This is a genomic window from Litchfieldia alkalitelluris (genome assembly GCF_002153425.1).
Taxonomy (GTDB): Bacteria; Bacillota; Bacilli; order Bacillales; family Salisediminibacteriaceae; genus Evansella; species Evansella alkalicola.
The window spans coordinates 3,521,102-3,539,235 of record NZ_KZ119600.1; the positions used below are offsets into that span (position 1 = coordinate 3,521,102).

15 protein-coding genes, 17 tRNA genes, 1 rRNA gene and 3 other annotated features are annotated in these 18,134 nt (G+C 39.2%); of the genes, 3 read left to right on the forward strand and 30 right to left on the reverse strand.

The window, feature by feature from the left end; translation table 11 throughout:
* Positions 1-34: 34 nt before the first annotated feature.
* The gene (locus BW724_RS16900) at positions 35-1,393 is read right to left on the reverse strand and encodes a glucose-6-phosphate isomerase (protein WP_088076340.1); all 1,359 of its coding nucleotides are present in this window, start codon (positions 1,391-1,393) and stop codon (positions 35-37) included.
* 212 nt (positions 1,394-1,605) lie between these two features.
* Positions 1,606-2,772, reverse strand: a complete 1,167-nt coding sequence (locus tag BW724_RS16905) for an iron-containing alcohol dehydrogenase (protein WP_088076341.1) — start codon at positions 2,770-2,772, stop codon at positions 1,606-1,608.
* Between the two features lie 211 nt (positions 2,773-2,983).
* Here BW724_RS16905 and BW724_RS16910 point away from each other — a divergent pair, with 211 nt between their 5' ends.
* Entirely contained in the window at positions 2,984-3,211 is a 228-nt protein-coding gene (locus tag BW724_RS16910; RefSeq protein WP_088076342.1) for a DUF378 domain-containing protein, read from the forward strand.
* 112 nt (positions 3,212-3,323) lie between these two features.
* On the opposite strand, the gene yugI is transcribed toward BW724_RS16910, so the two are convergent.
* Positions 3,324-3,758: a S1 domain-containing post-transcriptional regulator GSP13 gene (yugI, locus tag BW724_RS16915; protein ID WP_088076343.1), complete on the reverse strand. Its 435-nt coding sequence runs from the start codon at positions 3,756-3,758 to the stop codon at positions 3,324-3,326.
* 410 nt (positions 3,759-4,168) lie between these two features.
* Between yugI and BW724_RS16920 the strand changes: the two genes are divergently transcribed.
* Positions 4,169-5,524: a sodium-dependent transporter gene (locus tag BW724_RS16920; RefSeq protein WP_088076344.1), complete on the forward strand. Its 1,356-nt coding sequence runs from the start codon at positions 4,169-4,171 to the stop codon at positions 5,522-5,524.
* A gap of 159 nt (positions 5,525-5,683) precedes the next feature.
* Here BW724_RS16920 and BW724_RS16925 read toward each other — a convergent pair whose 3' ends face one another.
* The 9 genes from BW724_RS16925 to BW724_RS16965 all read right to left on the reverse strand — a co-directional run bounded on the left by BW724_RS16925 (position 5,684) and on the right by BW724_RS16965 (position 13,578).
* Positions 5,684-6,862, reverse strand: a complete 1,179-nt coding sequence (locus BW724_RS16925) for an aminotransferase (protein ID WP_088076345.1) — start codon at positions 6,860-6,862, stop codon at positions 5,684-5,686.
* The gene (locus tag BW724_RS16930) at positions 6,859-7,353 is read right to left on the reverse strand and encodes an Lrp/AsnC family transcriptional regulator (RefSeq protein WP_088076346.1); all 495 of its coding nucleotides are present in this window, start codon (positions 7,351-7,353) and stop codon (positions 6,859-6,861) included. Before BW724_RS16930 ends, BW724_RS16925 begins: the two co-directional genes overlap by 4 nt.
* A 392-nt stretch (positions 7,354-7,745) precedes the next feature.
* Positions 7,746-8,027, reverse strand: coding sequence for a ferredoxin family protein (locus BW724_RS16935; protein WP_088076347.1), 282 nt, complete (start codon positions 8,025-8,027; stop codon positions 7,746-7,748).
* A gap of 1 nt (position 8,028) precedes the next feature.
* Complete coding sequence (locus tag BW724_RS16940) at positions 8,029-9,324, reverse strand: geranylgeranyl reductase family protein (protein ID WP_088076348.1); 1,296 nt, start codon at positions 9,322-9,324, stop codon at positions 8,029-8,031.
* Complete coding sequence (locus BW724_RS16945) at positions 9,317-10,354, reverse strand: electron transfer flavoprotein subunit alpha/FixB family protein (protein WP_088076349.1); 1,038 nt, start codon at positions 10,352-10,354, stop codon at positions 9,317-9,319. The genes BW724_RS16940 and BW724_RS16945 overlap by 8 nt, the downstream gene beginning before the upstream one ends.
* Positions 10,351-11,181 carry an electron transfer flavoprotein subunit beta/FixA family protein gene (locus tag BW724_RS16950; RefSeq protein WP_176371448.1) on the reverse strand — a complete coding sequence of 277 codons (831 nt, stop codon included), beginning with the start codon at positions 11,179-11,181 and terminating at the stop codon, positions 10,351-10,353. The genes BW724_RS16945 and BW724_RS16950 overlap by 4 nt, the downstream gene beginning before the upstream one ends.
* 490 nt (positions 11,182-11,671) lie before the next feature.
* On the reverse strand, positions 11,672-12,460 hold the full coding sequence (locus BW724_RS16955) for an ABC transporter permease (protein ID WP_088076350.1): 789 nt from the start codon (positions 12,458-12,460) through the stop codon (positions 11,672-11,674).
* Positions 12,457-13,359, reverse strand: coding sequence for an ABC transporter ATP-binding protein (locus tag BW724_RS16960; protein ID WP_088076351.1), 903 nt, complete (start codon positions 13,357-13,359; stop codon positions 12,457-12,459). The genes BW724_RS16955 and BW724_RS16960 overlap by 4 nt, the downstream gene beginning before the upstream one ends.
* Positions 13,360-13,578: a PLD nuclease N-terminal domain-containing protein gene (locus BW724_RS16965; RefSeq protein WP_246596175.1), complete on the reverse strand. Its 219-nt coding sequence runs from the start codon at positions 13,576-13,578 to the stop codon at positions 13,360-13,362.
* Positions 13,579-13,935: 357 nt separating this feature from the next.
* On the opposite strand from BW724_RS16965, the gene BW724_RS16970 reads away from it, so the two are divergent.
* Complete coding sequence (locus tag BW724_RS16970; RefSeq protein ID WP_088076352.1) at positions 13,936-14,787, forward strand: DUF6612 family protein; 852 nt, start codon at positions 13,936-13,938, stop codon at positions 14,785-14,787.
* Positions 14,788-14,967: 180 nt separating this feature from the next.
* Here BW724_RS16970 and BW724_RS16975 read toward each other — a convergent pair.
* The 18 genes from BW724_RS16975 to rrf all read right to left on the reverse strand — a co-directional run bounded on the left by BW724_RS16975 (position 14,968) and on the right by rrf (position 17,284).
* A tRNA-Arg gene (locus BW724_RS16975) sits at positions 14,968-15,044 on the reverse strand.
* 76 nt (positions 15,045-15,120) lie between these two features.
* Positions 15,121-15,196, reverse strand: a tRNA-Lys gene (locus BW724_RS16980).
* 300 nt (positions 15,197-15,496) lie between these two features.
* Positions 15,497-15,571: transfer RNA gene (locus tag BW724_RS16985), tRNA-Glu, on the reverse strand.
* A 10-nt stretch (positions 15,572-15,581) separates the two neighbouring features.
* Positions 15,582-15,672 (reverse strand) — tRNA-Ser (locus BW724_RS16990).
* 5 nt (positions 15,673-15,677) lie between these two features.
* Positions 15,678-15,753 (reverse strand) — tRNA-Asn (locus BW724_RS16995).
* Between the two features lie 8 nt (positions 15,754-15,761).
* A tRNA-Ile gene (locus BW724_RS17000) sits at positions 15,762-15,838 on the reverse strand.
* A gap of 31 nt (positions 15,839-15,869) precedes the next feature.
* Positions 15,870-15,943 (reverse strand) — tRNA-Gly (locus BW724_RS17005).
* A 227-nt stretch (positions 15,944-16,170) separates the two neighbouring features.
* Positions 16,171-16,247 (reverse strand) — tRNA-Arg (locus tag BW724_RS17010).
* A gap of 3 nt (positions 16,248-16,250) precedes the next feature.
* Positions 16,251-16,325, reverse strand: a tRNA-Gly gene (locus BW724_RS17015).
* 7 nt (positions 16,326-16,332) lie between these two features.
* Positions 16,333-16,407 (reverse strand) — tRNA-Gln (locus BW724_RS17020).
* 7 nt (positions 16,408-16,414) lie between these two features.
* Positions 16,415-16,490, reverse strand: a tRNA-His gene (locus tag BW724_RS17025).
* A 23-nt stretch (positions 16,491-16,513) separates the two neighbouring features.
* Positions 16,514-16,587 (reverse strand) — tRNA-Trp (locus BW724_RS17030).
* Positions 16,588-16,592: 5 nt separating this feature from the next.
* Positions 16,593-16,677: transfer RNA gene (locus BW724_RS17035), tRNA-Tyr, on the reverse strand.
* Between the two features lie 29 nt (positions 16,678-16,706).
* A tRNA-Asp gene (locus tag BW724_RS17040) sits at positions 16,707-16,782 on the reverse strand.
* Between the two features lie 7 nt (positions 16,783-16,789).
* Positions 16,790-16,882: transfer RNA gene (locus tag BW724_RS17045), tRNA-Ser, on the reverse strand.
* Positions 16,883-16,901: 19 nt separating this feature from the next.
* Positions 16,902-16,978 (reverse strand) — tRNA-Met (locus BW724_RS17050).
* Between the two features lie 23 nt (positions 16,979-17,001).
* A tRNA-Ala gene (locus BW724_RS17055) sits at positions 17,002-17,077 on the reverse strand.
* 92 nt (positions 17,078-17,169) lie between these two features.
* Positions 17,170-17,284 (reverse strand): 5S ribosomal RNA (gene rrf / locus BW724_RS17060).
* Positions 17,285-17,384: 100 nt separating this feature from the next.
* Positions 17,385-17,646 (reverse strand) — a sequence feature (23S ribosomal RNA rRNA prediction is too short).
* A gap of 19 nt (positions 17,647-17,665) precedes the next feature.
* Positions 17,666-17,825: a sequence feature (23S ribosomal RNA rRNA prediction is too short), on the reverse strand.
* A gap of 19 nt (positions 17,826-17,844) precedes the next feature.
* Positions 17,845-18,013 (reverse strand) — a sequence feature (23S ribosomal RNA rRNA prediction is too short).
* Between the last annotated feature and the right edge of the window lie 121 nt (positions 18,014-18,134).

An 18,134-nucleotide genomic window follows, 5' to 3' on the forward strand; every position in this document is an offset into this window, starting at 1 on the left:
CGCTTCATGCAACGTCCTGTTATCACTAATTAAATTACTTCTCATTCAAACGCTTTTCTAAAGCTGCTTTTTCTTCCTCAAAGCCTGGCTTTCCAAGAAGTGCAAACATGTTCTTCTTATATGCTTCTACACCTGGTTGATCAAACGGATTTACTCCTAGTAAATATCCGCTGATGGCACACGCCTTTTCAAAGAAATACACGAGATAACCAAAGTGATATTCATTCATTTCAGGTATATTTAAAATGAGGTTAGGAACATTGCCATCAATGTGAGCAAGAAGTGTTCCTTCAAAAGCTTTCTTGTTAACAAAATCCATCGATTTACCAGCTAGATAGTTTAATCCATCTAAGTCAGATTCCGCTTCCTCAATTAAAATTTCTTCCTTCACGTTTTCCACGTTAATGACTGTTTCAAATAGATCTCTACGACCTTCTTGAACATATTGCCCCATAGAATGAAGGTCAGTGGAGAAATCAACTGCTGCTGGAAAAATTCCCTTGTTATCTTTCCCTTCACTTTCTCCGTAAAGCTGCTTCCACCATTCAGATACGAAATGTAGTGATGGCTCATAGTTAACAAGTAGTTCAATTGTTTTTCCTTTATTATAGAGAGCATTACGAACTGCGGCGTATTGATAAGCTTCGTTCTCCGATAAGTTGGGGTTATCATAGGCTTCTCTCGCATCTGCAGCCCCATTCATCATTGCATCAATGTCTAGCCCACTGACTGCAATTGGCAATAAACCTACTGCTGTTAAGATGGAATATCTGCCACCTACATCATCAGGAATAACGAATGATTCATATCCTTCCGTAGTAGCTAATTCCTTTAAAGCGCCTCGTGCTTTATCCGTTGTTGCATAAATTCTTTTTCTTGCTTCTTCCACACCGTATTTTTTCTCTAAATAATCACGGAAAATGCGGAATGCAATTGCAGGTTCAGTAGTTGTCCCTGATTTGGAAATCACATTAACGGATACATCTTTTCCTTCAATCACCTCTAATAGATGACGAACATATGTAGAACTAATATTTTGTCCAACAAAGAACACTTGAGGCGTTTTACGACCATCTTTTTCTAGTGTATTGTAAAAAGAATGTTGCAGGGCTTCTATTGCTGCACGTGCACCTAAGTAAGATCCCCCAATTCCGATTACAAGTAGTACATCAGAATCAGATTTTATTTTTTCTGCTGCTTTTTTAATACGTGCAAACTCTTCTTTGTCATAATCTACTGGTAAATCTACCCATCCAAGAAAGTCGTTACCTGGACCTGTTTTATTATGAACGGCCTCATGCGCTGCTTTAATAGCATCCTGCATATAGTTAACCTCATGTTGAGATAAAAAATCGGTTGCTTTTGAATAGTCAAACGATATTGTTTTTCCCATTTCTTAAACCCCTTTTCCAAATTAAATCGTTCCAACTTTAACTTTATTAGATTGTGAAGTAATAATCAAGCCATTATCATAATTAGATTTCCCATTCCTGAACAAATCATGTTCTTAAGTAAGATATTTTGCGCAGATCACTGTAACAATGAACAGTAGCCTAGGGATAAAAAAGAAAGTGCCGCAATTTGGAATTGCAGCACCGCGATTTTCTATAAACACTCTTTTAGAATGGATAGCACATCTTCTTTTTGCAATCGATTAAAGTTTCCAAATGGTCCACGTACCATCGTTTTATCTGCAATCTCATCAAGCCTGCTATCATCAATGTCATAATCAGCTAAACGGCTTGGAGCCCCAAGACTAGTCCAGAAGTTTTCAAGACGTTTTATTCCTTCTTCTGCAATATCTTGCTTTGTCTTACCATCAGGATTAACTCCCCATACATTGACAGCTAAGTTTACAAGCTTTCTTTCTCCAAGCGTCTTGTGGTGACGAAGCCATCTTGGAAAAATGATAGCTAATCCACCTGCATGTGGAATATCATACACGGCAGAAACTGCGTGCTCTATATTGTGAGAAGCCCAATCTCCCCTTGTTCCCATTTGTAGCATTCCGTTAAGGGCGATTGTCCCTGCATATAAAATCGTTTCCCTTAGCTCAACATTCTCTAAGTCCCCCACTAATTCTGGACCAGCTTCAATAACCGTTTTTAACACTGATTCACACATATTTTCTTGCAATGGTGTATTCGTTTGTTGGTGAAAATATTGCTCTAGTACATGTGACATCATGTCAACAATACCATAGATTGTATGATCTTTTGGAACGGTCACTGTATTTTTTGGATCTAATATAGAAAATTTAGGAAAAACAAGGGGACTGCCCCAACCATATTTTTCATGCGTCTCCCAGTTAGTAATAACGGATCCTGAATTCATTTCAGATCCAGTAGCAGCTAAAGTAAGGATAGTACCGAATGGTAATGCCTCATTCACAGAAGCTTTACGAGTGACTAGGTCCCAAGCATCTCCATCATATTTCGCCCCAGCAGCGATTGCTTTCGTACAGTCAATGACACTCCCGCCGCCAACAGCAAGGAGCACATCAATATTATTTTCTTTACAGAGGGCTACCCCTTTATGTACTGTACTTAAACGTGGATTCGGTTCCACGTCAGAAAGCTCAGTAACCATAAATTCCCCTTCATTGAGTATGGATAGTACCTCATCATACAATCCGTTTCGCTTAATACTTCCGCCACCATATACGACAAGAACATTTTTCCCATAGTTCCCTAATTGTTTTGCAAGCTGTTCTTTTACTTGGCCTTCACCAAAAATCAGCTTTGTAGGATTATGAAAGATAAAATTCTCCACAATATCACCTCTTCTATAATAGTCATTTTTGAGTAATCCTCATCCATCAAATATTATCTCTCACAACTTTGTTGAAAAGCAAATGATAAAGAAATTAAAGTTTTTTTCAAGTTAATGCATAAATGAGGGCATCTTTAATCATTCTATAGGCAGGAGCATAGTAATAGCTTCTGCAACTCGATTTTACCCCTAATAAGGAGGTGAGGAGCGCATGAGCGGTATTCAGCGTACAGCATTGACGTTAGCGATTATAGGTGCAGTGAACTGGGGATTAATTGGTTTCTTCCGATTTGACCTAGTTGCAGCTATTTTCGGTGGTCAAGCGGCTGGTTTCTCCCGCTTCATATATGCCCTCGTAGGTTTGGCAGGGTTATATTGTATTTCAATTCTGTTTAAACCCGATGAAGAGTTGGAGCGTAGTCCGGAACCACAAAGATAAGATGTTCATGTCACTTGCCTAATCGTTTGTTATTATTCGGATGAACACTTTTCATTCGAAAAAAGAGGTAGCTCTATTACAGAGCTACCTCTTTACGTTTATGATGTGACTGTTATTTTTTAATACGTTTGTTTAAATCAGCTTGAATTTCGTTTGACTCTTTAAGCCATGTTTTAAGTTTTTCTTCAAGAGTATTAAATCCTTGAGCAGATTGCTGGCTTTGGTTTTGACGATTACCGCCACGACCTCCACCGCTTCCACCAGCTGGACGTTTTGGACGCTCAGGGCGTTCTTCTCTTTCTGGCTTTGGCTGTGTTTCACGAATAGATAAGGAGATTTTTCCACTTTCCTCATCAACAGATAAAATTTTCACCTTTACTTCATCCCCAACAGATAGGTGATCATTAATATCTTTAACAAAACCGTGTGCAATGTGCGAAATGTGTACAAGACCTTGTTTTTGGTCATCTAATGCTATAAAAGCACCAAATGGTTTAATACCAGTCACTTTACCTTCAACGATACTTCCTACTTCATAACTTGACATGAAAACAACTCCTAATTATTTATTAACTGGTTAATTATATCACAATTTTTTCTCTCTGACAAAACCATAAGAGATTCAACAACTTTTCATCAATATACGAAAAGGGTTTGACAACCATCAACACTTTCAAATATAGTGAAAAAATGCATCTCATTTGCAGATTTAGGACTAGCTTATACAGTCTTAGTTTGCAGTTTTGATGAAGGCAATATTCTTTAGAAATACTTCCTGTGAACACTTATTTTATGAGAAATGGGCAAAACCCCGCAGGTACTAGGAAGACAAGCGGCTTGCCCTGAGGTAAAAAAATTCCCTGTGCTAACAAAGAGCAGATGTCGCACTTGTACCTTGCGTGAAAGTGAGTATAGCATAGGTATTTCCAACAACCGATTTTTAAAGGAGATGATATTTTGGAAAATAAACAAGAACAATGGACTTCTAAGTTAGGTTTTATACTGGCTGCAGCTGGTTCAGCTATAGGACTAGGAGCAATATGGAAGCTTCCATACGTTGCAGGAACAAGCGGTGGTGGTGCATTTTTCCTTATTTTTATACTATTTACCATATTTATTGGTTTACCATTGCTGCTTGCAGAATTTACGATAGGACGTCACACACAAAAGGAAGCAATAAGCGCTTATAAAACTTTAGCTCCAGGTACACAATGGCATTGGATAGGGAAACTAGGTGTTGGCACCTCCTTCCTCCTATTATCCTTTTATAGTGTTGTGGGAGGATGGATTGTCATCTATCTGTTCCGCTCACTTACTGGTGGATTAAGGGGTATGAAGGCCGAACAGTTTGGTCAGTTATTTGATAGTACAATATCAAACCCAACCTTAGTGATATTTGCCCACTTTATTTTTATGCTAATGACAGTACTAGTTGTTCAAGGTGGCGTTCAAAAAGGGATTGAGCGTTCATCTAAATTCATGATGCCCGCACTATTTTTGTTATTCTTACTTATTGTTTTTAGATCCGTAACATTAGATGGTGCATCAGAGGGAATTCGATTTTTCTTAATGCCGGACATTAGCTTATTAACTGGAGAAACGATCCTTTTTGCACTTGGTCAGGCATTCTTTTCCTTAAGTCTTGGAGTATCCATCATGGTTACATACAGTTCCTATTTAAACTCTCAAGAAAGTCTGCCTAAGTCTGCCACATCAATTGTTGGTTTGACAATATTTATATCTATTTTAGCAGGATTGGCTATTTTTCCAGCAGTTTTCGCCTATGGGATTGAACCAGCAGAGGGACCACCTCTTATCTTTATCGTTTTACCTGCCGTTTTTAGCAGCATTCCACTAGGAGAATTTTTCTTTGTACTATTCATGGTTTTATTACTTTTTGCAACCCTTACTTCTGCTTTTTCCTTACTTGAAATGGTCGTTGCATCCATAACTAAAGGTGATAATAAGAAAAGGAAGAAGGCAACTTTGGTTACAGGATTTCTCATTTTTCTAATGGGAATACCATCAGCCCTTTCGTACGGTCCTATGTCAGACCTTTTAATCCTTGGTAATAATTTCTTTGATAGCTTGGATTATGTTGTAAGTAATATTATGTTGCCTTTAGGAGCGCTTTTGATTTCCTTATTTGTGCCATATCGTGTGAAAAAAGCAGTGATATATGAGGAACTCACGAAAGGCTCTAACATGAATAAACATATTTTTAATATTTGGTATTTCCTTGTGAAATATATTATTCCTGTTGTAATTATCCTCGTATTTTTAAATGTTTTAGGAATATTTGATTTATTTTAAATTTGCATAAGGGAATTAAATAAGGGAAATACTAATAGTGTGTACAACCTAGTATTCCCCCTTTCAAAACGGCTTGTGGTAGTTAACCACAAGCCGTTTTTATATATGCGCAGGTCTCATCAAGTCTTTATGACGGTTTATCTTTTAAGCTTCATTACATTAACAGTTTTTAATAAACCGGTCTATTCGTTTCAACGCTTCTTCTAGCTGTTGAAGTGAAGTGGCGTAGGAACAACGTATATGACCTTCACCTCCTGCACCAAACACCGTGCCAGGTACAACTGCCACATGTTCTTCGATTAAAAGCTTTTCTGCAAATTCCTCAGAAGTTAATCCAGTAGAAGTTATGGAAGGGAAGGCATAAAAGGCTCCTCCAGGAATATGACAATCTAAGCCAATTCCTTTTAATGATTTAACAAAGAAGTTTCTTCTCTGCTTATAACTCACCTTCATATTTTCCATTTCTTCCCTACCATTTGTCAGTGCTTCAATTGCAGCATATTGCGCCATTGTTGAAGCACACATCATAGCATACTGATGTATTTTAAGCATTTCCTTTGCATAAACTTCAGGTGCAGCAACATAGCCAAGCCGCCAACCCGTCATGGCGAACGACTTTGAGAAACCAGAAATTAAGATTGTTCTCTCCCACATGCCTTTTAGGGCTGGCACACTTACATGGTTTACATCATAAGTTAGCTCTGCATAAATTTCATCTGAAATCACTAACAGATCATGCTTCTGGATGATTTGTGCAATTTCTTCCAACTCATCTTTTTCCATAATCGCACCTGTCGGGTTGTTTGGATAAGATAAAAGAATACACTTTGTTTTATTTGTTACTCGCTGTTCAATCTCAGTAGCTATTACTTTGAATCCATTTTCAATCGATGTTGGAACAGCTACAGGAATTCCTCCAACGAGAGAAACTAACGGAGCATAAGATACGAAACATGGCTCAACAATAAGCACTTCATCCCCAGGATTGATTGTTGCTCGTAACGCCAAATCTATTCCTTCACTCGCACCTACCGTAACTACTATTTCATTTTCAGGTGAATAATTTGTATCAAACTTACTAAGATAACCTGAAATTAATTGGCGTAATTCTAATAAACCAGCATTAGCTGTATAAGAAGTAATCCCTTGCTCCAAAGAAGCGATACTGGCTTCACGAACATTCCAAGGCGTTGAAAAATCTGGTTCACCAACCCCTAAGGAGATAACATCTTCCATTGTAGAAGCTAAATCAAAAAAACGTCTGATTCCTGACGGCTTAATCTGTTTTACAGTTTGAGAAAGTCTCGGCTGATGCTTAAGGTGATTTGACATGGTCATGGTGATACCACAATCCTATGATCTTCATCTCGGTCTTCGAAAACAATTCCATCGTGTTTATATTTCTTAAGTTGGAAATGGGTTGTTGTTGATATGACGGAATCTAATGTAGATAACTTATCAGAAACAAACCTAGCTATTTCCGACATAGATTTCCCTTCAATCACAACAGATAAATCATAGGTTCCTGACATTAAATAAAGAGCTTTTACTTCTTTAAAACGATATATTCTCTCTGCAACCTCATCAAAGCCTACACCACGCTTTGGTGTTACTTTGACATCAATCATTGCTGTCACAGATTCTGAAGTGTTCACTTTACTCCAGTCTATAATGGTTGAATATCCAATAATTACTCTCTCTTTTTCTAATTTTTGAATCATAGATGTAACATCTTCTACGGTCACATCCAACATCATTGCAATTTTATCCTCACTCATACGACCTGACTTTTCTAACAGCTCAAGTAATTCCCTTTCTTTCTCTGTCATCCTGTTCCCTCCAATAATCAGCTTTCACACAAATAGAATTATGCTTCATTAAAAAACAATATTATCAATATCTGTTTCTGTTAAGGAGTTATATTGCGATATATTATAACTAATTTTTTCCCAAGACTCTTCTGTGCTTGTAGAAAAAAACTTTAACAGATCAACATATAAAAAACATTATATCACGTATTTAACCACTTTTATCTGCTACAATCTACACAAATCAGAAAATTCTCTTTTTTATTTTACATTTACACAGAAAAATAATTTAGTTATAATAACAACATACTTATAGTATTAATGTCTCACTCTTTACTTTGCCATACTCCCTAGAAAAAGACCTCAGGATAATCCCTGAGGTCTCATTTTTTATTGTACCTTTACAAAAATGCTTATGCTAAACGGAATACAATTCCGTGTCCACCCTTTGGATATTCCCATTTAATGTTGTCAAATGGACAACCAATTCGGCAGCTGCCACATTCGTGACAACCTTCATATCCAACAAACATTCTGTCCCCTTCCCACTTATACACATCTGCTGGACAGAAAATAGTACAATCCTTATCTGGACATTTTGTTGCACAAACATCATGGTCCTTCACTTCAAGATGGGATTTCGTGTCACAGTTGAAGCGAACCAAATACTGTTTTTCTTCAAGTGTTTTCGCCATGTTATTTCACCACCCTCCATGCTCTATAAAGGTCTTTCGCCACCCCAAGCTTTCCTCTTCCTGCTGTAAATGAATTCATAATCTTCTTCTGCTTATCCCACTTTGCTGTTCCATCTACAGTAAACATGGTACTCATCGCACGGTTCATGAGTGGTACATATTGTTCAAAATACACAGGGTGCTCTTCAAATGTGTGTGCTGCATCTTTGTATTTTTTCAAATCTTTACCTATGAAACTATCATAAAGATCAGTTCGATAAGAATCTAAGTTTCTTTCTGTGAATTCCCCTAGCTCTTTTGCTTTTAGTATCGTTTCCGCTGCCATTTTCCCAGAAGCCATAGCCATGTTGGAACCTTCTCGATGAATAGCATTAACAAGCTGTGCAGCATCCCCAATTACCATCACACCATCTCCCACAAGCTTAGGGATGGAGTTATATCCGCCTTCTGGGATCAAGTGAGCAAGATACTCTAACGTTTCAGCCCCTTCTAGATATGGCTTAATCATTGGGTGCGACTTTAACTCCTCCAGTAACTGGTGTGGCTTCATCTTCTTCTTAATCATTCCTGATAACGTCGTGCCAACACCAATATTAATACTATCTTTGTTCGTGTATAAGAATGCAGTTCCAAGTGCACCTTTTGTAGATTCTCCAAAAATCTCTACAGATACCCCTTGATTATCCTCTACATTAAAGCGTTCGTTGATAGACCCCTTCGGCATTTTCATAACTTCCATGACTGTGAGGGCAACCTCTTCTGGCTTCCATTCTTTATGGAATCCTAGTTTCTTAGCAAGTAATGAGTTTACACCATCCGCTAAAACAACGACATCTGCATAAATTTCTCCATCAGGACGGTCCGTTCTAACTCCTACTACTTTTTCGTCCTCAACAATACACTCTGTAACGACTGTTTCATTAATAAGAAGGGCCCCTTGCTCTACTGCTTTATCTGCAAACCATTTATCGAATTTCGCACGAAGTACAGTAAAGTTATTGTAAGGCTCTTGGGCCCATTCCAAGCCTTTATAACTCGTAGTTACCATCGATTCTTTATCCATAAACCAAAAACGTTGCTCTACAACAGGTCGTTCTAGAGGCGCTTCCTTCCAAAACTCAGGGATGATCTCTTCCATTTGCTTACGATATAATATTCCACCCATTACATTTTTGGCACCAGGAAATTCACCACGCTCTATTAATAGAACCTTTAATCCATTTTTGGCAGCTGTATATGCGCAACTAGTACCAGCAGGTCCAGCTCCAACGACAATGACATCAAATTTTTCAGACATGGGCGACACCCCCCTCTTCTGCTCCACTCTGTAGCACCTTTCTAAATTCTTCTGTTAATAATGGTACGATTTCAAATGCATCCGCTACTACACCATAATGTGATGCATTAAAAATAGCAGCGTCTGGATCTGTATTAATGGCTATTATTAACTCTGAGTTCTGCATCCCTACCACATGCTGAACAGCCCCTGATATACCAATGGCAATATATAGTTTTGGCGTTACTGTCGCTCCTGTTTGACCAACTTGATGCTCGTGTCCGCAAATTCCCATTTCCACAACGTCCCTACTTGCACCAACCGTAGCATTGAGAACATCAGCTAATTCCTCAACCATTTTCCATCCTTTTTCATCCTTAATACCTTTTCCTGCTGCAACAATAATATCTGCTTCTTCAAGATTTACTGCTTTATTGGTATCTCTAACAATATCAATAACCTTCGTTTTTAAATTCTCTTCCTGGACAGATATGCTTTCTTCAATTAACTCTCCTTCTCGTCCAGGCTGTGGATCTGCCTTTTTCATTACTTTAGGTCGAACTGTAGCCATCTGTGGTCGGTGCTTTTTACACAGAATCGTAGCCATAATATTACCACCAAAGGCAGGACGACTTGCTTCAAATAATCGCTTATCTAAATTTACATCAAGTAATGTTGTATCAGCTGTTAATCCAGTCATTACCTCTGTAGCAACTGCACTCGCTAGATCCTTTCCATTTGCTGTTGCACCATAAAGGAATATTTCTGGTTTATATTTTCTTACGAGATCACCCACTGCTTTCATGTATGTCTCAGTACGATAAAGTTCTAAAATTGGATCGTCTATGACGTATACTTTGTCTGCTCCATATTCAAACAGATCCTTTGCACGATCCTTCACATTGTGTCCCAGGAGAATACCACATAAATCAACTTCTAACTTATCTGCTAGATCACGACCTGCTCCTAACAGTTCTAGTCCTACGTCCACTAGCTCTCCGTTTCGTTGCTCAATGAATACCCAAACACCTCTGTACTCTTCCATGTTCATACTTTCTCCCCACCTTTCACTTCAAAAAGCTCACGTTTCTCTAGCATATGTTCTACTAGTGCTTTCGCTTGCTTTTTGACATCTCCATCAATCATCTCTGCACCAGCACTTTTTTCAGGTGGCCACATTTTACCTACAATTGTTGGAGAACCTTTTAAGCCAAGTTGCTTAATATCCACATCATCTAAATCATCTACTGTCCAGACTATTGGATTATATCTTGCAGCTTTTATCATGTTAGGAAGAGGAGAATAAGCTACATCATTAATTTCCTTTTCAACTGTCAATAAACATGGTAATTCCGATTGTATTAATTCATAACCATCTTCAATTTTTCGGCGTACTTTCATTCTCTTTTCTTTCAGATCCACTTCCTCTACCTTTATCACATTAGTAAGTGGCGGGATCTCCATCCTTCTAGCAATACCTGGTCCAACTTGACCAGTATCACCATCAATAGCATGCTTTCCACATAAAACGAGGTCGATGCCTTGTTCATCCATCAGCTTTTGAATCGCTTTGTATAGGGCATAGCTAGTAGCTAAAGTATCTGCACCTGCAAATCGTCTGTCTGAAATCAAATAACCTTCATCTGCACCAATCTCTACACATTTTTTTATTGCAACCTTTGCCTGGGGAGGACCCATAGATAATACCGTTACTTTTCCTCCGTGAACCTCTTTTAGCCTCACTGCCTCCTGAACAGCATGGGCATCATAAGGGTTTAAAATTGCTGGTGCGCTGGAACGGTCCAGCGTATTCGTTTTTGGATTGATTTTAATGATCTTCGTATCAGGCACTTGCTTAATACAAACGAGAATATTCATAATCTTTCCCCCACCCTCTTTCAAGCTTCTTTATTAAGTTTTTACCAATGTACATGTCATGAATGCTCCCTCTTGTTCAATCATTCACGAACAAAAGCACACTGAAATATAAATTGATTTAGTTCGTTTTCATTGTGACTTAAGTGATAGGATTGGATTGCATGCAGGTTTGATTACAGATTGTAGTGCGGTTAATGGATGAATGATGTGGATCCCCTAGATGAAAAGTGCGTTAACCTCCCCTCGTTAACATCTTTCCGTCAGTAGATTAAAATTGGAAATGCCCCCTACTTTTCAGAGATAAAAAGTTGTAAGCGGTTTCCTTATTCTATTTATATCAAAAATTCTGAAGAGTAACAACCAAAAAATCATAAATTATCTAAAAATACGAAATTTTATAACATTTAAACTATATTCATGTTGGAAATGTTACTAATGATAAAAAATGGCAAACAGCTTTATAAAAAACACTGTTTACCATCGACATTCCTTATGTTGTATGTGAGACCACTTCTTTGTTTTTAAAAATGTAAGTTGATGCTACTAAACTAATGAATATAATAACAGCCGTAATTATAGCCGCAAGCCAAAAACCATCACCGGCAGATCCTGTTTCAAAAAAACGGAACGTGTGGGACACTAACATACCTGGTGACCACGCCATTAGCTTTGGTGTTAAGCTACTTAATAAGCTTAATGTAATCGTCGTACCTAATGTTAAAGCAGCAACTGCTGCCGTACTATTAAATAATACACTAAATAATAGAAGAATCGAGGTAATAAAGAGTAACCATAGACAATACACTAGCATACCTTTAAAGACATGACTCATTGGAACAGTTCCAATTAATTCAAACGTATAGTATAGAGCTATAAGAAAGCCTAAGAGGAATGCTGAAATCATTAATAGGGACATATGTACCCATTTTGTCGTAATGTATGTGCTAAAAGGGACTGGTTTAACTAGTACCATCACATTAGTACCTTTATTCCTCTCCCCTGTTATAATTCCCATGAACGCCAAGACAATAATCAGAACACCTATTTGGTTAAACTGTCCGATTGTCTCTGCTAAAACTTGGGCGGCTGTAGGTACAGGAAAATTCAAGATTGCCCCCTCAGGTAAATCACCGAAACTCTCAAGAATATCTGGTAAAAAGTAAGAAGTTACTGGTTGCATAATGCCAAGTAATATTAATACAAGTGGTATCCAAAGCCACTTAAAGTTCCGCAATGATTCTTTAAATTCCTTTTTAAACAGGATCAACCAGAGTCTCATTTTGTCACCTCCATAAACAAGTCTTCTAGCGTTGTTTTAGCAACCTGAAAACTCTTAATATTTAAGTTTCTCAATCCAGTGTTATTTAGAATGTATTCCCTAGCTACATCAATATTTTCCACAGTAATTGTTAATTTAGTGTTGTCTGCCTCTATGTGACGAAGCCACTCGATATCCTTTAAAGACTGACTCCAACTTTCCAATGGTTCTTCTGTCTCTATATAAATCGTAGGCTTTTGATACTTCTTTTGTAATTCTCCTAAGTTTCCTTCAACGACTACCTTACCTTTTTTAATAATAAAAATATCTTCACATACCTCTTCCGCATCATGTAAAACATGGGTTGAAAATAATATGGAGGTTTTTTTCTTTAAAGTTTTCATAAGCTCCAATACTTCTCTTCGACCAATAGGGTCTAGTGCTGATACAGGTTCATCGAGAATCAAAAGCTTGGGGTCATGAATAAGTGCTTGTGCTATTCCAAGCCTTTGCTTCATACCTCCAGAATAACCTGCAATTTTTTTCCTCTTATCGTCACTTAAGCCCACCATAGCTAATAAATCGTCTGTTTTTTTTATTGCTTCTTGTTTGGATATACCACCTAGCTGCCCTGAATAAATCACATATTCCTCACCTGTCATCCAACTATAGAATTTTGGGTACTGTGGTAAATATCCAATATACTTTCGCCTATCTCCTGAATACCTCTTATCAAAAATAATATTTCCTGATGATTTTTTCATCAGACCTGTTAACATATTTAAGGTTGTCGTTTTCCCAGCACCATTTGGACCTAAAAGGGCTGTACATACTCCTTCTTTAATCGAAAGATCTATTTGGTCAACAGCATTTGTTCCATTAAACGTTTTCGTCAATGCTTCCGTCAAAATAAGACTCATTTAATCATTCCTCCTGCCAAAAATAAAATAGGCTATTGGCCCAGCGATGTTTATGAATACAATAACCAAAATCCAAACCCATTGTGGCCCATTCGTCCTCCCGTGTTTAAAACAATCAATAAATGCAATAACCATTAAGATAAAGCTTAAAATTATGATTGGCGCAACTAAACTCCACGGTACACTTTGTAGATCATTAATAAACGATTCCACCTTCATCACTCTTTTCCTTATAAATAATTACAAGATTATAATTCCCTTAATTTAGCCCTCCTTATTTACGGAACTACCATAAATATAGTTTCAAAAAGTTTTGGGACCAGGTCCCCGCAGTTCGGGGACCTGGTCCCCGAACTTTTTGTGAACGTCAATAATTTATCTAGGTCTATAAAAATGCTACAAATGAATCTATCTTTTTATGGTAATAGTTAGTAAAATTATAATGTCTCAAAATATACCAATACATAATAGTAGGTAACTAAAAAGCAAAATAATCGAAAAGGTACAATTCTTTGGGAACATATTTACATCTCATTCGTAGAATTATTAATAAATTAATTTTGGAGGTCTTTTTTTATGAGGAAATTTGGATTGACACTTTTATTTTTTGCATTTTCATTATTTTTAATTGCATGTAACGATTCTGATGTTACTAGTGATGGCTTAACAGTCGAAGATATTCTTAATGAGTCAATAAGTGCAATGGAAGGTTTATCTAGTTATTCTATGAATCTTAATTCTGAACAGTCGATAGGGGATGGGGAAGAGGACGTAACCATCAGTATCGCTTCAGATATGGACTTAGTTCTAGATCCACTTACCTTTTTCCAAACCATAAACATGGATATGGGTATGATGGGACTTGATATGACTTATGAATCCTATTTTTCAGAAGAACATGGTTTTTTTATGGAAGAACCATTTTCAGGTCAATGGTTGAAGTTGCCTGCAGAGTTTAGTGATGAATTCATGGAATTATCAGATATGCAAATTAGTCCACAAGAGCAGCTTGAACCATTTAAGGATTATATATCAGAATTGACTTTAACTACTGAAGATGATCATTATGTAATAAAATTAGTTGGAGAAGGCGCTGATTTTCAAAGTTTACTTGATCAACTAGACGGTTTGTTTGGTGAAGGGTTAGATGGTATAGATGAAATGCTGCAAAGTAGTTTGCCTGAAATGGATATAAAAAATATAGAATACGAAATCATAATTGATAAAGAAACTTTTTATCAAAAGGAAGCTAGCATTAATCTAGAACTTTCAATGGAATTTATGGGTGAGACTATATCAGTAGAACAACAATCCCATATTTTAATGTCTAAATACAATGAACTAAACGACTTCACAATACCTGAAGAAGTCTTAAATAATTCTATTGAAATGAACGATGATGCTTTATTCGGTGAGTTTGATTTTTAAATTATATAAATATACATAGTGTCGTGACTTCCACGACACTATTTTCTTTTGTTTAAAAGCAGTCGTAAATATTTAATTAATAATGTATTAGACCTTTGCTGGAGACTTTCCACTACTTAAGTACAACACAAAAAACACTTCCAAGAAGTGAAGTGTTTTATAAAACAAATATTCATTTACTGGCGCGCCCTAGAGGATTCGAACCTCTGACCTACAGTTTAGGAAACTGTTGCTCTATCCTGCTGAGCTAAGGGCGCACATTATTTACCTTATTATACCATTGTTCTTTTTTATAAAAAAAGACTTGTAATAGACAAGTCACGAATTAAAAAATGGTGAGCCATGAAGGACTCGAACCTTCGACCCTCTGATTAAAAGTCAGATGCTCTACCAACTGAGCTAATGGCTCGTAGCTTATTTCTACGAAGTTTATTCATGTTGCTTACGGACGAAGTTATGCTCCGTAGTCTTATCTGTCTCTTCCTCTACTAGTTTCTCTTAGGCGCTAATGCGTCGAGACAACTTGAAGTAGACTCGTGAGGTATACGCTCTTTAACCAACTGTGTTTCTTCCTCTACTAGCAACACTTCGATGTTTATCCGTCGAAACAAGTCGTAGCAGATTCACATTAGCTTTGCTCCTAGCTAATGGCTCGTAGCTTATTTCTACGAAGTTTATTCTTGTAAAATACTAACGATGTTTTAAAAAATGGTGACCCGTACGGGATTCGAACCCGTGTTACCGCCGTGAAAGGGCGGTGTCTTAACCACTTGACCAACGGGCCACTAAAAGAATGGCGGAGAAGGAGGGATTTGAACCCTCGCGCCGCTTACACGACCTACACCCTTAGCAGGGGCGCCTCTTCAGCCACTTGAGTACTTCTCCACAAATGGCTCCACAGGCAGGACTCGAACCTGCGACCGATCGGTTAACAGCCGATTGCTCTACCAACTGAGCTACTGTGGAACAGAATATGGTGGGCCTGAGTGGACTCGAACCACCGACCTCACGCTTATCAGGCGTGCGCTCTAACCAGCTGAGCTACAGGCCCAATTTGTAATCTAGTTACAAATCGGAAAATTTGGAGCGGGTGATGAGAATCGAACTCACATCATCAGCTTGGAAGGCTGAGGTTTTACCACTAAACTACACCCGCATAATATTCTTAACTTTGCTTCTTTTATTGCTACTTTATTCCCTTTTTCGTCCACTCGCCTTGATCATGTCTCTTCCTCTACTAGCTGTGCTCTGATGCTTTATCCGTCGAGACAACTCGCAGTTTATTCCTAGGAGTTATGCTCGTGGCTGAGGTTTTACCACTAAACTACACCCGCATAATATCTTAACTTTGCTTTCATGCCCCGCATGTTTTATTAATAATAATGGCGCGCCCGAGAGGAGTCGAACCCCTAACCTTCTGATCCGTAGTCAGACACTCTATCCAATTGAGCTACGGGCGCTCATGGAGCGGAAGACGAGATTCGAACTCGCGACCCCCACCTTGGCAAGGTGGTGTTCTACCACTGAACTACTTCCGCATATAAATGGCTGGGCTAGCAGGATTCGAACCTGCGCATGACGGAATCAAAATCCGTTGCCTTACCGCTTGGCTATAGCCCAATATAAATGGGGCGGCTGATGGGAATCGAACCCACGAATGCCGGAACCACAATCCGGTGCGTTAACCACTTCGCCACAACCGCCACAGCAATGTTAATCGGATAAATGGCAGGGGTAGTAGGAATCGAACCCACATCAAAGGTTTTGGAGACCTTCGTTTTACCATTAAACTATACCCCTATATATGGTGGAGGGGGAGAGATTCGAACTCCCGAACCCGTAGGGAGCGGATTTACAGTCCGCCGCGTTTAGCCACTTCGCTACCCCTCCATATAATATGGAAACTATGAAATTAATAATGGCGGTCCCGACGGGAATCGAACCCGCGATCTCCTGCGTGACAGGCAGGCATGTTAACCGCTACACCACGGGACCTAAAATATGGCGGAGGAAGAGGGATTCGAACCCCCGCGGGCTTTGACACCCCTGTCGGTTTTCAAGACCGATCCCTTCAGCCGGACTTGGGTATTCCTCCGTATATGAATATAAATAAATGGTAGCGGCGGAGGGGATCGAACCCCCGACCTCACGGGTATGAACCGTACGCTCTAGCCAGCTGAGCTACACCGCCATAAAATAAGTTAATAATATTAATGGTGGAGCCTAGCGGGGTCGAACCGCTGACCTCCTGCGTGCAAGGCAGGCGCTCTCCCAGCTGAGCTAAGGCCCCGTAGATAAGTCAATGATGCTTATGCGTCGAAAGACTCGTAGTATATTCAGAGTTGCTTAGCTCATAGCTGAGCTAAGAACCTAAATAATATAGCCCAGCAACGTCCTACTTTCACAGGGGTGAACCCCAACTATCATCGGCGCTGGAGAGCTTAACTACCGTGTTCGGCATGGGAACGGGTGTGACCTCTCCGCTATCGTCACTGGACTTGATTGAGATAAAACAAAATGAATTGTCCTCTCAAAACTAGATAACATATTGGATTGATAAGACTTAAAGAAGTTTTAAAAATATTTTGGTTAAGCCCTCGATCGATTAGTATCTCTCAGCTACACATGTCGCCATGCTTCCACACGAGACCTATCAACCTCATCATCTCTGAGGGATCTTACTCACTTACGTGATGGGAAATCTCATCTTGAGGGGGGCTTCATGCTTAGATGCTTTCAGCACTTATCCCTTCCACACGTAGCTACCCAGCGATGCTCCTGGCGGAACAACTGGTACACCAGCGGTGTGTCCATCCCGGTCCTCTCGTACTAAGGACAGCTCCTCTCAAATTTCCTACGCCTGCGACGGATAGGGACCGAACTGTCTCACGACGTTCTGAACCCAGCTCGCGTGCCGCTTTAATGGGCGAACAGCCCAACCCTTGGGACCTACTTCAGCCCCAGGATGCGACGAGCCGACATCGAGGTGCCAAACCTCCCCGTCGATGTGGACTCTTGGGGGAGATTAGCCTGTTATCCCCAGGGTAGCTTTTATCCGTTGAGCGACGGCCCTTCCATACGGTGCCGCCGGATCACTAAGCCCGACTTTCGTCCCTGCTCGACCTGTATGTCTCGCAGTCAAGCTCCCTTATGCCTTTGCACTCTGCGAATGATTTCCAACCATTCTGAGGGAACCTTTGGGCGCCTCCGTTACTTTTTAGGAGGCGACCGCCCCAGTCAAACTGCCCACCTGACACTGTCCCTGAACCGGATCACGGTTCGAGGTTAGAATTTCAGTACAGCCAGGGTAGTATCCCACCAACGCCTCCACCGAAGCTGGCGCTCCG